The organism is Bacillus sp. FSL R5-0286 (assembly GCF_038593245.1).
GTDB lineage: Bacteria > Bacillota > Bacilli > Bacillales > Bacillaceae > Bacillus > Bacillus altitudinis.
Genome location: NZ_CP151977.1, coordinates 2,428,442 through 2,442,244, shown reverse-complemented (window position 1 = coordinate 2,442,244; position 13,803 = coordinate 2,428,442). Strand labels below are relative to the sequence as shown.

The window sequence follows — 13,803 nt, the reverse complement described above, 5'->3', positions numbered from 1 at the left end:
ACACGATAAGACTGTTCCGAAAAGGTGGTTGATCACATTTTGAGAACATGTCGAGAGCTTGAAGGACAGACGATTTATACAGACGAGCTGTCTCATTCACTTGGGGCGATCAAAGATATTTGCTTTTTAGCCGGCGGCAGCTGCGGGGGATATGTTTTAGATGGGAAAAAGAAAGACTGTGCTTTCATTCCATTCTCAGCTGGCGACAAACTGACAGACAAAGGTCTATATGTGAGCTACCAGAAGGGCATCGAGATAGATACCTCCGCCCCATCCTTCTTCTTTTCGAAATTAAAAAAGAAAATGATCCATACGCCAGATGGTGAAACATTAGGTGTTTTGGAAGATGTATACTTTTGTACAAATTCGGGCACAATCGTAGCATATGAACTCTCGGACGGCTTCTTTACAGAGCTATCAGGGATTCGAAAGCAGCTGCATGCTGCCGGAACCTTGATGGATGTTCAAAAGGAAGCACTTGTTCTAAACCGAACGTAAAGAGGTGCTGAGTATGCTCATTTGCCCAAATTGCAAATGTAAAGACATCGGAAAAATTGGGGTCAATCAATATTATTGCTGGGGCTGTTTTATTGAATTGACACTGTCAAAAGGCAAAATATCTACTCACCAAGTGGAGGAAGACGGTACACTAAGCAGTTTAGACGACCTGTTTAGTGACGATGAACGTTCAATTCAACTATAAGTGTTAAGGGGGAATTTCGAATGGGTAAAATGACTTCTTCACTATTAACGCTTGGTGCAGGTGCACTCGCATATCACTTTGCAAGTCGATATGATATGCCATCTAAGCGGGATATGAAAAAGATGAGAAAACGAGTTATGCGAATGCTTTAAACAGAAAGGGACATCCACCATGAGTGGATGTCCTTTTTTTATGCCTGCCTGTACTCTAATCTCCGTGCAAGTATAGACAAGCTGAAGTTCACAACAAAATACATCATGGCCGCCAAGAGGAAAATAGGAAGTAAATAAGATTGGCTTTGACCATTTAAAATCTGCGCGTGATGCAATAACTCTGGAAGGGCAATCACAACGGCAAGCGATGTATCTTTTAAAAGAGAAATAAATTGACTGACAATCGGCGGGACCATTCGGCGTAACGCCTGTGGCATGATAATCATTTTTAACGTTTGAATATAGGTTAAACCAGAGGATCTGGCCGCTTCGATTTGTCCTTTATCAATTGATTTTAATCCACTGCGAATAATTTCTGACAGCATGGCAGATTCAAACACGGTTAAAGCCGCAATGGCAGAGGCTGTAATGCTCAGCTTAATGCCGATTTCAGGCAGGGCGAAATACGTAAAAAAGATGATCAGCAAAAGCGGCAGATTCCGAACGGTTTCCACAATGACCGCAAGCACCTTTGATAAAATAGGGATTTGTGCGAACCTCAATGTGCCAACGACTAATCCGATGATAAAGCTTAAAATGATGGAGATAAAAGCCACTTTTAAGGTGACAGCAAATCCTTCAAGTAAAAAGGCGAGATGATCGGGCTGGTAGGCACCTATAAAATCCATTGTGTTTCCTCCTTTCTAGTGGCTTCGGGCTAATCTTTTTTCTAAATAACCAACGCCTAGACTAAGCGGAATGGTCAATAGAAGATAGAACATGGCAACAAAGATGTATACATCAAATGTCACAAACGTTCTCGAAGCGATAAGGTCTCCTTGATACATCAGATCAAACCCTGCAATGACACCTAAAATAGACGAGTTTTTCACAAGATTGATAAATTGATTCCCAAGTGGTGGAATGACAATTTTGATTGCCTGCGGCAGAATAATATATCGCATCGTTCCGCCATATGACAGACCAGAAGCTCTAGCTGCTTCCATTTGTCCAAGCGGTACAGCTTGTATACCTGCACGAATGGCTTCAGCGATAAAAGCAGACGTATAAATGGAGAGGGCAATGGTTCCTGCTGTAAAGCCATCTGCCACAATGCCAAGTACCGGTAAACCAAAAAAGAACACAAAGGTGATCAATAATAACGGAATATTCCGAATAAATTCCACGTAAGCCGTCCCTAACCAGTTGATCGGCCTTAGTGGCGCAATTCTCATAATGGCAATGAGTGTACCGATGAAAAAGCTTCCAATCAACGCAATGACACTTGCACCAATCGTATATTTAAACCCTTCTAAATAAAGATGGAAGTTCTCAGTTAAAATGGAAAACCGCAGCAATCAGTTCACTTCCTTCCTAATCAACAGAGGAGCCGGCAAGCGGCTCTCCTGAGGGTGTTGAGATTGATCGAGTCAATTGATTATTCTTTGATCCATTTTTTATGAATCTTGTCATACTCTCCATTATCTTTTAATGCCTTTAACGCTTTATTAATGGCTTCTGTCAATTCTTCATCGCCTTTTTTCACAGCGATGCCATAAGGCTCATCGGTAAATGTTCCGCCAACGACTTCATAATTTGAATCTTCGTCTGCCATGCCAAATAAAATTGCATTATCAGTTGTCAGAACTTGCCCTTGATTTGATTTTAAGGCTGTAAAGGCTTCTTGGTAATTTTCAAATTCTAAAACGGATGCTTCTGGTGCTTTTTCGCGAATGTTTTGAGAAGAAGTCGACCCTTTCACTGCAAGCACCTTCGTACCTTTTTTAAGATCATCAATCGATTGAATGTCGCTGCCTTTTTTCACAAGCAGTGATTGTCCTGCTTCAAAGTAAACATCTGAGAAATTGACCTCTTTTTTACGCTCTTCTGTGATCGTCATTGTGGCAACAATGGCATGAATATCTCCTTTTTGCAGTAAAGGAATCCTTGTTTTAGATGTCACTTCTTTGAATTCTGCTTTTCCTTCATCACCGAGCATTTCTTTAGTGATCGCTTTTGCGATATCAATATCAAACCCTTCAATATCCCCGCTACTAGGATTTTTTAGTCCGAATAAACGAGTATCGTTTTTCACACCGAAAACGATTTTTTTGTCTTTCTTAATGGCTTCTAATGAGCTGCCTTGTTTTGCATCAGTTGAGCCTTTCTCGGCAGATCCACAAGCAGCGAGAGCGATCATACAGCAAGTCATCAACAGTAATAGGCCAAAGCGTTTCATTTTTTTCATCAAATTCATTCCCCCTAGTGATTTAAAATACGGCTTAAAAAGAGCTGAGCGCGTTTCTCGCGCGGTTTTTCATAAAAGGCAGCTGGTGTAGATTCTTCAAGAATTCTTCCTTCATCAATAAACACAATACGGTCTGCGACTTCACGGGCAAACCCCATCTCGTGCGTGACAACGACCATTGTCATTCCTTCCCTTGCCAGCTGTTTCATCACATCTAGTACCTCTCCGATCATCTCTGGATCAAGAGCTGATGTTGGTTCATCGAAAAGCATGACCTCAGGTTTCATTGCAAGTCCCCTTGCGATTGCCACACGCTGCTGCTGTCCTCCTGAGAGTCTAGAAGGGTAGGTGTCTGCTTTTTCAGGAATGCCAACTTTATTTAAATAAAATTCAGCTGTTTCCTTTGCTTCTTCTTTGCTCACTTTTTTAACCTTCATCGGCGCAAGCATAATGTTTTCAAGCACCGTCTTATGCGGATAAAGATGGAAGTGCTGAAACACCATCCCGATATTTTGCCTGATGAGATTGATGTTGGTTTTCGGATGCTGAACAGACACTTGATTGACAAGGACTTTTCCTTCATCAATGCTTTCAAGACGATTGATACATCTGAGCATCGTGCTTTTTCCAGACCCTGAAGGACCGATGATCACAACAACCTCACCTTTTTGAATATGTAGGTTAATGTCCTTAAGTACATGGAACTGGCCGTAATGCTTGTTGACTTCTTCGAATGTGATCATGAAGAACCTCCTCTTCTAATGATTGAGCTAAAGTGGATTCTAGCTTAAATGATGCAAAAATAAGAAAATAATGGAATGTTTTCTAACGAGATTTTACAGCAAACAGTGACTTTGGATGGAGCCGTATGTTTCATGTGTATTCATTTTTAACAAAGTTAGGACAAATTTTATTTACATGGATAATTGCAGAAGTTGGTTAAACAATAAGAAGAGAGGTGAAAAAGGTGAAGAAACGTCCGATCGAGTTTCTAATATATGCTGCAGGTGTACTGCTTGTCCTTGCGTCTTTACTCATTTTGGTTCAGCTCGACGAGTTATGGATGCCTATTTTTTTATTGCTCAAAGCGGTTTTGATCCCGCTTCTTATCGCTATTTTTATTTCTTATCTTCTTTATCCAATTGTTGAAAGACTACATAAGCGAGGTTTGCCAAGGACGGTCAGTCTCTTATTGATATATGTGCTGTTTTTTGGCGGCATTGGTTTGGCTGTGTATAAAGGGGCACCGGTTTTAATCGCTCAGTTAAATGAATTGTCGGAGCAAATTCCCATGCTTGCCGAAACGTATAATGGTGCTTTATCACATGTTCATCGTCATACAAGCCACTGGCCTGATGGACTGCATGAACGGCTGGATCGTTTTATTGTCCAATCTGAGACGTATGCCGCAAATGGGGCAGAGCGGATGATTCTTAGCTGTAAAGTACTGCTTGATTACGCCTTAGTTGCTGCACTTATTCCTTTTCTTGTCTTTTATATGGTGAAAGATATGAACACGATGAAGCGGGCAGCATGGTATTTAACCCCGCCAAGCTTCCGAAAAAGGGGACATGCCTTTGTGAAAGCAGTGGATGACTCACTTGGGGATTATATTAGAGGGCAATTGCTTGTCTGTTCTTTAATTGGAGGTGCTGCCGCCATTGTTCTTTGGCTGTTCCATATTCCATATCCGCTTGTACTAGGTATGTTAATCGGTGCAACGAATGTCATTCCGTATTTTGGCCCGATTATTGGAGCGATCCCAGCTGTCTTTATCGCTTTTACCATCTCAGTGAAGTCAGTGATCATTGTGCTAATTACAGTAGCCGTGCTTCAATTTTTAGAAAGCAATGTACTGAGTCCGATCATTGTCGGGAGAAGCCTGCATATGCATCCTGTCGTAATCATGCTGGTGTTACTCGCTGGAGGTGAGCTGTTTGGCTTGATTGGAATGATTTTAGCCGTGCCGTTCGCAGCTATTATGAGGGTCATTATTGTGCAATATATTCACATGAGACGAAGCGTTCATTGACAAGACGAGCCGAGTTGTCTATAATAATTTCGATTCATACATATTGAATTCAATGACGGACCCGAGTACGTTAAAAAGCTGTTGCAGAGAGAGGCTTTGTTTGCTGAGAAAAGCCTTATCAGACCTTTAACGGAAGCTAGTCCCGAGTGCAGATAAACACTGCCGCTCTCTTCCGGCGTTATCGGATGTGAAGGTGATAGACGCATATGTCTATAATCAGGGTGGTACCGCGAGAGCATCTCGTCCCTGTGTAAGTAGTTTTTTGCTTGCATAGGGCGGGATGTTTTTTCGTTTGTGTGAAGATTGAGGAATAAAAAAGGAGGATTTATGATGAAAACTTTAACTTCAGCTCAAGTACGTCAAATGTTTTTAGATTTTTTTAAAGAAAAAGGACATGCTGTCGAACCGAGTGCGTCCCTCGTACCGCATGACGATCCAACACTTTTATGGATTAACAGCGGGGTGGCAACATTAAAGAAATACTTCGATGGCCGCGTCGTGCCTGAGAATCCGCGTATTTGCAACGCACAAAAATCAATTCGTACAAATGACATTGAAAATGTAGGGAAAACAGCACGCCATCATACGTTTTTTGAAATGCTGGGCAACTTCTCTATCGGAGACTATTTCAAAGAAGAGGCAATCGAATGGGCTTGGGAATTCCTCACAAGTGACGAGTGGATTGGCTTTGATCCGAATCTGTTATCTGTAACGGTACATCCAGAGGATGAAGAAGCGTATGTTCTTTGGAGAGATAAAATTGGTGTCCCTGAGGAACGAATTATTCGTCTAGAGGGCAACTTCTGGGATATTGGCGAGGGGCCAAGTGGTCCGAATACAGAAATTTTCTATGATCGCGGCGAAGCATATGGCAACGACATGAACGACCCTGAATTATATCCAGGCGGAGAAAATGAACGTTATCTAGAAGTATGGAATCTTGTTTTTTCTGAATTTAACCATAATCCAGATGGTACATACACACCGCTTCCGAAGAAAAACATTGATACAGGAATGGGTCTTGAGCGTATGGTCTCTGTGATTCAAAACGTACCGACGAACTTTGATACAGACCTGTTCATGCCGATTATTCGTGCAGTAGAAACGATTTCTGGAGAAAGCTATGGGGAGTCAAAAGAAAAAGACACAGCATTTAAAGTCATTGCTGACCATATTCGTACTGTTGCCTTTGCCGTCAGTGACGGAGCACTTCCTTCTAATGAAGGCCGAGGTTATGTGTTAAGACGTTTGCTGCGCCGTGCTGTGCGTTATGCAAAAACGATCCATATCCACCGTCCATTTATGTATGACCTAGTTCCAGTTGTTGCGGAGATCATGAAGGATTTCTATCCAGATGTTCAAGCAAAAGAAGAATTTATTGCAAAAGTGATCAAAAATGAAGAAGAGCGTTTCCATGAGACACTGAATGAAGGGTTAGCCATTTTATCAGAAGTGATCAAAAAAGAACGAGACAATGGCAGCTCAAAAATTTCTGGTAAAGATGTGTTTAAGCTTTATGACACATATGGATTCCCGGTCGAACTCACAGAAGAATATGCAGAAGATGAGAACATGACAGTCGATCGTGAAGGCTTCCAGCTAGAAATGGAGAAGCAGCGTGAACGTGCAAGAAATGCCAGACAAGATGTAGGTAGTATGCAGGTTCAAGGCGGGGCTTTAGGCGATATTAAAGCGGAAAGTACGTTTGTTGGCTACGAAAATTTAACTGCAGATGCTCGTATTATCGAATTGCTTCAAAACGGTGAAATTGTCACAGAAGCTCACGAAGGGGAAACGGTGCAAATTTTATTAGATGAAACACCTTTCTATGCGGAAAGCGGCGGACAAGTGGCGGATAAAGGAACGTTAAAAAGTGCCGAAGCGATCATTGATATCAAAGATGTGAAAAAGGCGCCAAACGGCCAGCATGTCCACGAAGGAGTCGTCGTAAGTGGTACGGTTCAAAAAGGCATTGAAGTCACTGCAGAAGTCGAATCAGCGCTTCGAAAAGGCATTGTGAAAAATCACACAGCGACACATCTTTTGCACCAAGCGCTAAAAGATGTATTGGGCAGCCACGTTAACCAAGCGGGTTCACTTGTGAATGAAAACAGACTTCGCTTTGACTTTTCTCACTTTGGACAAGTAACAAAAGAAGAATTGTCACAAATTGAAAAAATCGTCAACGAAAAGATTTGGGAAGGCATTTCGGTTGCCATTGACCTGAAACCAATTGCTGAAGCAAAAGAAATGGGCGCAATGGCGCTGTTTGGCGAGAAGTATGGCGATATTGTCCGTGTGGTGCAAGTGGGTGATTACAGCATCGAGTTATGCGGAGGCTGTCACGTTCAAAACACTGCGGAGATCGGATTGTTTAAAATTGCATCTGAATCGGGTATTGGTGCTGGAACACGCCGTATTGAGGCTGTAACAGGTAAAGGTGCTTATGAAGAATTAAATGATCAGCTTGCGATTTTAGAAAAGGCAGCTAATGAACTGAAATCAAATACAAAAGATGTACCAAAACGCATCGCTTCCTTGCAGGCTGATTTAAAAGAAGTTCAAAGAGAAAACGAATCACTTCTTGCGAAATTAAGTCAAGCAGAAGCTGGCTCTATTTTAGAAAAAGTCATCGAAGTTGGCGGAGTGAACGTGTTAACTGAAAAAGTAAACGCCAAAGATATGAACCATTTAAGAACGATGGTTGATGACTTAAAAGCGAAATTAGGTTCAGCTGTCATCGTACTTGGTGCCGTTCAAAATGGAAAAGTCAACATTTCAGCTGGTGTGACAAAAGACGTCATTGAAAAAGGTCTTCATGCAGGAAAACTTGTGAAGCAGGCAGCTGAAATTTGCGGCGGAGGCGGAGGCGGACGCCCAGATATGGCACAAGCAGGCGGGAAACAGCCAGAAAAGCTTGAAGAAGCACTGGCAACTGTCGAAGAATCTGTCAAATCCGTTTTATAATCAGTCAATGTAGTGTAGAATAATGGTATTAGATGAGCGGTTAGAAAAAAAGCTTGCTAGTAGAATGTTGGAAGAGAGGTGCAAGAAGCAGTGAGTTCATTTGATAAGACAATGAAGTTTAACTTCTCTGATGATTCAGCTGAAACCAATGTGAATGAAGTGCTCATAACAGTTTATGACGCACTCCAAGAAAAAGGATACAACCCGATCAATCAAATTGTCGGATACTTGCTGTCAGGCGACCCTGCTTATATTCCAAGACATCAGGATGCACGCAACCTAATTCGTAAACTAGAACGAGACGAATTAATTGAGGAATTGGTTAAATCGTACTTAGAGACACATAAAGAGGCGTAAAACATGAGAATTTTAGGCTTAGATTTAGGCACGAAAACCCTTGGTGTGGCAATCAGTGATGAAATGGGATGGACAGCTCAAGGGATTGAAACCATTAAAATTGATGAAGCAGGCGGAGACTTTGGTCTCAGCCGCCTGTCTGAGATCGTCTCGCAATATGGAACGGATAAAATTGTACTTGGTTTTCCAAAAAATATGAACGGTACGGTCGGTCCAAGAGGCGAGGCCAGCCAATCATTTGCGAAAGTGTTAGAAAACACGTACAATGTTCCTGTTGTGCTTTGGGACGAGCGTCTGTCAACGATGGCAGCAGAAAAAATGCTCATCTCTGCAGATGTGAGCAGACAAAAGCGTAAAAAAGTCATTGATAAAATGGCGGCTGTTATGATCCTTCAAGGGTACTTAGACAGCTTAAATTAAAATGAGGTGAATCAAATGGAACACGGAGAAAAGCAAATTACAATCGTTGATGATAATGGAAATGAGCAGCTTTGCGAAGTACTATTTACTTTTGAAAGCGACCATTTTAACAAATCATATGTTCTTTACTACCCAATTTCTGAACAAGATAACGAAGAAATTGAAATTCATGCATCAAGCTTCACACCAAACGAAGACGGTGAAGATGGCGAATTAGAGCCAATTGAAACGGATGAAGAGTGGGATATGATTGAAGAAACGTTAAATACGTTCTTAGATCAAGAAGACGAAGAAGAATAGAACGAATAAAAGGCCTGTGAAGCAGATGAGAGTTATCTGCATGATCACAGGCCTTTTATTATTTATGGAAGCTTTGAAGTGATGGTTAACTTTTGATTATTTCGTTGTGCATTTTGAAAGTTAAGTAAATAAAGACCATGATCAAATGTTAAATGAAAATAATTTTCTTTCTTTAGGGAACCAATTTTTTTGATGGAATCGTTCTTCTTTTTAAGTATCGTGTAACCACTCTTTTTAGGTTCATCTGTTTCGACGAAAAATCGATTATGATCATCAATCACGATTGATCCGATACCCGAGTCAGTGTTCTTAATTAGTTTAGATTGTTTTGTGTTTATGTCATAAAAGATTAATTGGCTTTTATTGATTGTTCCTTCCGAGTCAGTAAAAGCCTTCTCGTAAACAAATTGATGGTCGTTAATAAGTTGACCATTATTGATTAAACTTTGATTCAATGTAATTTTTTTAAGTGACTCAGTAGTAAGATTGTAAGTGTATGCTTGCTGCTTTCCATTGTCTTTATTAAAAAAGAGAAGCTTATCATTGTGAACAGAGAGATGGGCGTTATTCATTGAGTCTAGTTTAAAGAGCTTTTTTGTCTGCTTTTTTTTGAGATCTTTCATATAAATATGAGTAGCATCCTTTTCTTCATCGTGAGATATCCACACTGCACGATGACCTGTTAATTCAAGAGTGTCACTTAATGTCTCCGAAGTGTTATTCTTTTTAATCGACTCTATCTCTTGTGTGCTCAAATTCATGACGTAATAATTCATCTGTCCGCCTAATTCATCACTGTCAATCCAAACGACCCAGTCTTTATTAGCTTTTAAACCTTGAATGGAAGAACGCTCGAAAGTTGTTGTAAATAGTATGTTGCTTTTCAGTGTCTTTCTATTAAATTCAACTACTTTATTTGCCATCTTTGAAGGACTATGGTCATCTACACTTAAAAATAAATGATCTCCAACGGCTGAAACAGAGTTTGTCACAAGATAGTTGAGCATAGTTGTATGACCAAATTCTTTGTCCTCAATTTTAAACTCTATTTTATGATCTTCTGAAACGGTCTTTTTTTGACTACATCCGCCTAGATATAAAAGAGTTACTGAACCAATTAGTATCATTAAAATATAAAAGATTTTACGCAAAATGTGTTTCCTCCAGTATGTACTTTCACTAAGATATAGGTATTAATGAAATATATCCTTATCAAGAAAATAATAGCATTTAGTTAAACAGGAAATAAATAGATCTACAGTTAATTTAAGTTTAATTTAAAGACATGATGTTAACGCCGACATTCAACTTCAAGCCTAGAGGAATTAAAGTTTTATATTAAGTTAATTCTTTTTTACATCCATTATGTCAACTTTAAAATATTTTAAGTTGACATAATAGACTGTACCTTTTACTCTATTTTTAACAATGAATCGAGTGAGGGGTATGAAAATTGAAAATTCACGATATGATGCAAATGGCATTCATGACAGCAGTTATTGGGATGTTAGGATTGATTCCGCCTATTTTTCTTGCGTTTACACCTGTACCAATCACCTTACAAACCGCAGGTCTTTTGCTTGCTGGAGGGCTGTTAAAACCAAAGCAAGCCCTGATTAGTTTACTTCTGTTTCTTCTAATAGTGGCAGCAGGCGCACCTCTTTTATCTGGAGGGAGAGGCGGAATAGGGGTCTTTTTTGGGCCAAGCGGTGGTTTTTTACTTGCTTATCCAGTGGCTGCCTTTATGATCAGTCTGTGGCTGAACCGGCTGAAGAAAGTGACGGCCTTACGCCTATTTTTAATCTATGCGGTATGCAGTATCGGGATATTATATATAGGCGGAATTCCCTTTCAAGCCATGATGATGCATATAAAGATCACGCAAGCAGCTCTGTTCAGCGTCATTTATTTACCGGGTGATCTGATCAAAGCAGGGATATGTGCCGTCTTCACGGTGAAAATCATTCAAGCGATGTCATATCGAAAAAGGGACTTACATAGAGGGAGGCGAGCAGTTTGATGAGAATAACGGAAAACTATGCAGCTCATGCAAAAGTGGAGCCAGGTCAGATGGCGATCATAGATGAAAAAGAGCAGATCACTTATGAAGAATGGCATGAGCGTGTGAAGTCATCTGCACAATGGTTAAAAGAAACGCCTCATCAGCAAAAAAGAGTCGCTTTTTTAGTATCAAATGGTGTTCCGTTTCTCCAACTATTTGCTGGCGCAGCTTCTGCAGGATGGACAGCGGTGCCTCTTGATCCGCGGTGGAGTGATAAGGAATGCGCGGAAAAGCTCTTATTAAGCGAGGCAGACCTTGTCATTGTGGAAAATCGATATATCAAAAGAATTGAAAAGTACAAGCTGGATATGCCAGTGCTCTCTTTATCTGAATGGAAAGAAAGAATCAGCCTCAGCATAAACGTTCAATCGAACAAAAGTGAACCGGAGGAAGATCCTGCTTTTTATATGGGTTTTACTTCAGGATCAACGGGATCGCCCAAAGCCTTTATAAGACGCCAACAGTCATGGATCGAGAGCTTTCAAATGACAACATCCGTCTTTGGGATCACACATAAAGATCATGTACTGATTTTGGGCACACTTTTATCCTCTCATTTTTTATACGGTGCGATCAGCACACTTTATTTCGGTGGCACTGTGACATTGTTAGAAAAATTTGTGCCAGAGAAAGCAAAGAAAACCTTAGAGAAAGGAGACATCACGGCTATTTATACGGTTCCGACCATGACAGAATCGTTGCTGCAAATGGATGCTTTCGGGAAGAATCCGCTTCTTGTCCTGTCGTCTGGTGCAGATTGGGGAAACTCTTCAAAAAAACAGCTCGTCAACCGCTATCCTCACATCACATTTTTTGATTTTTATGGAACATCAGAATTGAGTTTTGTCTCCTATTTATCTTCAGATGACTTTTTGCAAAAGCCTACTTCTGTCGGAAAGCCTTTTCCTTCTATTCAGGTTGAAGTCAGGAGGGCAGATCAAACCGTTTGCAAGCCAAATGAAATAGGGAGAATTTATGTGAAAAGCCCAATGTCTTTTTCAGGCTATTTACAAGATGAAAAGCCGCCCGAAGAGTGGCTGACCGTATATGACATGGGGTGGCTCGACGAAGATGGTTACTTGTATATGAGCGGCCGCGAGAATGGCATGATTGTCTATGGGGGACTGAATATTTTTCCAGAGGAAATTGAGCGTGTGCTGAATGAACAGCCAGAGGTGAATCGGTCAATCGTGATTGGACTTCCTGATCCATATTGGGGCGAAATCCCTGTTGCCATTATTGAGAATGTACAGCAAACAAAAACCATTCGGCAAGCTGTAAAAGAAACATTAGCGGCATACAAAGTACCAAAAAAATGGCTCGTCACGGACAAAATGATCGAAACATCAGGAGGGAAAATCGCTCGTGCCAGTATGAAAAAGTGGGCGGAGGAACAATTATCATGCAAGCCGTGATCGTACAAGCGAAGCGGACGCCCTTCGGTGAGAAAAATGGAATGTTGAAGGATTACCGTCCAGAGCATCTAGCTGCGCCCTTGATCCAGCATTTTTCAAACGTGACCAAGCCAGATGACATCATTTTAGGCAATGTCGTCGGGGGTGGTGGCAACATTGCCCGTCTGTCCTCGTTAGAAGCAGGGCTTTCATTACATATTCCGGGTATGACCATTGATAGGCAGTGTGCTTCCGGTCTTGAAGCCATTAGAACGGCGTGCATCAAGATTCAGTCGGGGGAGGGATCAATGTATATCGCTGGTGGAACGGAAAGCATTTCTCGGTCACCAATGAAAGAAAGGGCCCGCTTTTCTCCAGAGTGGATAGGGGACCCTCATATGGGGGAAGCGGCAGAGCTGACGGCGTCGAGATTTTCAGTTGCGAGACAAGAGCAAGATGACTATGCACTTTTAAGCTGGGAACGAAGTATAACCGTATTCAAGCAAGGAACGTATTCAGAAGAAATTGTTCCGATTAGCGGGATGAGTACAGATGAAGCGGCAGCTAAAATAAGACCGATTGCAAGCTTGATAAAGCGGGCAAAACCTGTCTTTTTACCAGGCAAAGGTACTGTGACTGTGACCAATAGCTGTAAAGAAGCAGATGGTGCAGCTGCCGTCGTTGTGATGGAAAGAGCAGAAGCGGAGGCAAAAGGCTTCAGCCCTATGCTGCGGTATATCGGGAGTGCCGTGACCGCTATGGACCCGCATTATCCTGCTGCTTCACCAATTGATGCAATCAAGAAACTTTTACATAAAGAACAAGTGAAGATAGAAGATGTTGCACTTTTTGAAATCAATGAAGCGTTTGCGCTCAAAGTAGTGCTCATTGCCCGGACACTAGGTATTCCTTATGACCGTATCAATAAAAGAGGCGGTGCGCTTTGTCTTGGTCATCCATATAGCGCCTCGGGAGCTGCTATGATGGTGAGACTGTTTTACGAAGCCCGCGCCTTACCGAATGGAAGTTATGTCATGGCTGCAATTGGCAGTGGAGGCGGTGTCGGTTTAGCCACACTATGGCAAGTTCTGTCATGACATGCATGAGCAAGTAATTGCCGAACTCCGTCGAATCATGTACTATAAAAGCTAGATGTGAGGAGGGCCAT

Annotated in this window: 16 protein-coding genes and 1 other annotated feature; of the genes, 11 read left to right on the top strand and 5 right to left on the bottom strand. The window is 41.4% G+C overall.

Translation table 11 applies throughout. The features are described from left to right. The first annotated feature begins 39 nt into the window (after positions 1 to 39). Genes NST24_RS12585 through NST24_RS12575 form a run of 3 tightly spaced genes read left to right on the top strand, consistent with a single transcriptional unit; the run spans position 40 to position 855 of the window. Entirely contained in the window at positions 40 to 498 is a 459-nt protein-coding gene (locus tag NST24_RS12585) for a PRC-barrel domain-containing protein (protein WP_327877836.1), read from the top strand. Between the two features lie 13 nt (positions 499 to 511). Then, entirely contained in the window at positions 512 to 703 is a 192-nt protein-coding gene (locus tag NST24_RS12580) for a hypothetical protein (RefSeq protein WP_003216308.1), read from the top strand. Between the two features lie 20 nt (positions 704 to 723). Further along, complete coding sequence (locus NST24_RS12575) at positions 724 to 855, top strand: YrzQ family protein (RefSeq protein ID WP_008342695.1); 132 nt, start codon at positions 724 to 726, stop codon at positions 853 to 855. Between the two features lie 38 nt (positions 856 to 893). On the opposite strand, the gene NST24_RS12570 is transcribed toward NST24_RS12575, so the two are convergent. The 4 genes from NST24_RS12570 to NST24_RS12555 all read right to left on the bottom strand — a co-directional run bounded on the left by NST24_RS12570 (position 894) and on the right by NST24_RS12555 (position 3,846). Further along, complete coding sequence (locus NST24_RS12570) at positions 894 to 1,544, bottom strand: amino acid ABC transporter permease (protein ID WP_008342693.1); 651 nt, start codon at positions 1,542 to 1,544, stop codon at positions 894 to 896. A gap of 15 nt (positions 1,545 to 1,559) precedes the next feature. Beyond that, complete coding sequence (locus NST24_RS12565; RefSeq protein ID WP_342461848.1) at positions 1,560 to 2,213, bottom strand: amino acid ABC transporter permease; 654 nt, start codon at positions 2,211 to 2,213, stop codon at positions 1,560 to 1,562. A gap of 80 nt (positions 2,214 to 2,293) precedes the next feature. Beyond that, positions 2,294 to 3,103 (bottom strand): transporter substrate-binding domain-containing protein, encoded by an 810-nt coding sequence (locus NST24_RS12560; RefSeq protein ID WP_008342689.1) that lies wholly within the window; start codon positions 3,101 to 3,103, stop codon positions 2,294 to 2,296. 14 nt (positions 3,104 to 3,117) lie between these two features. Next, positions 3,118 to 3,846, bottom strand: a complete 729-nt coding sequence (locus NST24_RS12555) for an amino acid ABC transporter ATP-binding protein (protein ID WP_007501456.1) — start codon at positions 3,844 to 3,846, stop codon at positions 3,118 to 3,120. A gap of 224 nt (positions 3,847 to 4,070) precedes the next feature. On the opposite strand from NST24_RS12555, the gene NST24_RS12550 reads away from it, so the two are divergent. The 5 genes from NST24_RS12550 to NST24_RS12530 all read left to right on the top strand — a co-directional run bounded on the left by NST24_RS12550 (position 4,071) and on the right by NST24_RS12530 (position 9,179). Further along, positions 4,071 to 5,135: an AI-2E family transporter gene (locus NST24_RS12550; RefSeq protein ID WP_212356728.1), complete on the top strand. Its 1,065-nt coding sequence runs from the start codon at positions 4,071 to 4,073 to the stop codon at positions 5,133 to 5,135. Between the two features lie 43 nt (positions 5,136 to 5,178). After that, positions 5,179 to 5,386 (top strand) — a binding site (T-box leader). Positions 5,387 to 5,465: 79 nt separating this feature from the next. Further along, entirely contained in the window at positions 5,466 to 8,102 is a 2,637-nt protein-coding gene (gene alaS / locus NST24_RS12545) for an alanine--tRNA ligase (RefSeq protein ID WP_342461847.1), read from the top strand. A gap of 90 nt (positions 8,103 to 8,192) precedes the next feature. Then, positions 8,193 to 8,459: an IreB family regulatory phosphoprotein gene (locus NST24_RS12540; RefSeq protein ID WP_024718370.1), complete on the top strand. Its 267-nt coding sequence runs from the start codon at positions 8,193 to 8,195 to the stop codon at positions 8,457 to 8,459. A 3-nt stretch (positions 8,460 to 8,462) separates the two neighbouring features. Further along, positions 8,463 to 8,879 carry a Holliday junction resolvase RuvX gene (ruvX, locus tag NST24_RS12535; protein ID WP_003216519.1) on the top strand — a complete coding sequence of 139 codons (417 nt, stop codon included), beginning with the start codon at positions 8,463 to 8,465 and terminating at the stop codon, positions 8,877 to 8,879. 15 nt (positions 8,880 to 8,894) lie between these two features. Next, complete coding sequence (locus tag NST24_RS12530) at positions 8,895 to 9,179, top strand: DUF1292 domain-containing protein (protein WP_017358102.1); 285 nt, start codon at positions 8,895 to 8,897, stop codon at positions 9,177 to 9,179. A gap of 62 nt (positions 9,180 to 9,241) precedes the next feature. On the opposite strand, the gene NST24_RS12525 is transcribed toward NST24_RS12530, so the two are convergent. After that, entirely contained in the window at positions 9,242 to 10,330 is a 1,089-nt protein-coding gene (locus NST24_RS12525; RefSeq protein WP_342461846.1) for a hypothetical protein, read from the bottom strand. Between the two features lie 302 nt (positions 10,331 to 10,632). Here NST24_RS12525 and NST24_RS12520 point away from each other — a divergent pair, with 302 nt between their 5' ends. The 3 genes from NST24_RS12520 to NST24_RS12510 are packed head-to-tail and all read left to right on the top strand — an operon-like array spanning position 10,633 to position 13,732. Next, complete coding sequence (locus NST24_RS12520; protein WP_024718368.1) at positions 10,633 to 11,199, top strand: biotin transporter BioY; 567 nt, start codon at positions 10,633 to 10,635, stop codon at positions 11,197 to 11,199. Continuing rightward, positions 11,199 to 12,656: an acyl-CoA synthetase gene (locus NST24_RS12515; RefSeq protein WP_342461845.1), complete on the top strand. Its 1,458-nt coding sequence runs from the start codon at positions 11,199 to 11,201 to the stop codon at positions 12,654 to 12,656. The genes NST24_RS12520 and NST24_RS12515 overlap by 1 nt, the downstream gene beginning before the upstream one ends. Continuing rightward, positions 12,644 to 13,732: an acetyl-CoA C-acyltransferase gene (locus NST24_RS12510; RefSeq protein WP_342461844.1), complete on the top strand. Its 1,089-nt coding sequence runs from the start codon at positions 12,644 to 12,646 to the stop codon at positions 13,730 to 13,732. The genes NST24_RS12515 and NST24_RS12510 overlap by 13 nt, the downstream gene beginning before the upstream one ends. The last annotated feature ends 71 nt before the right edge of the window (positions 13,733 to 13,803 follow it).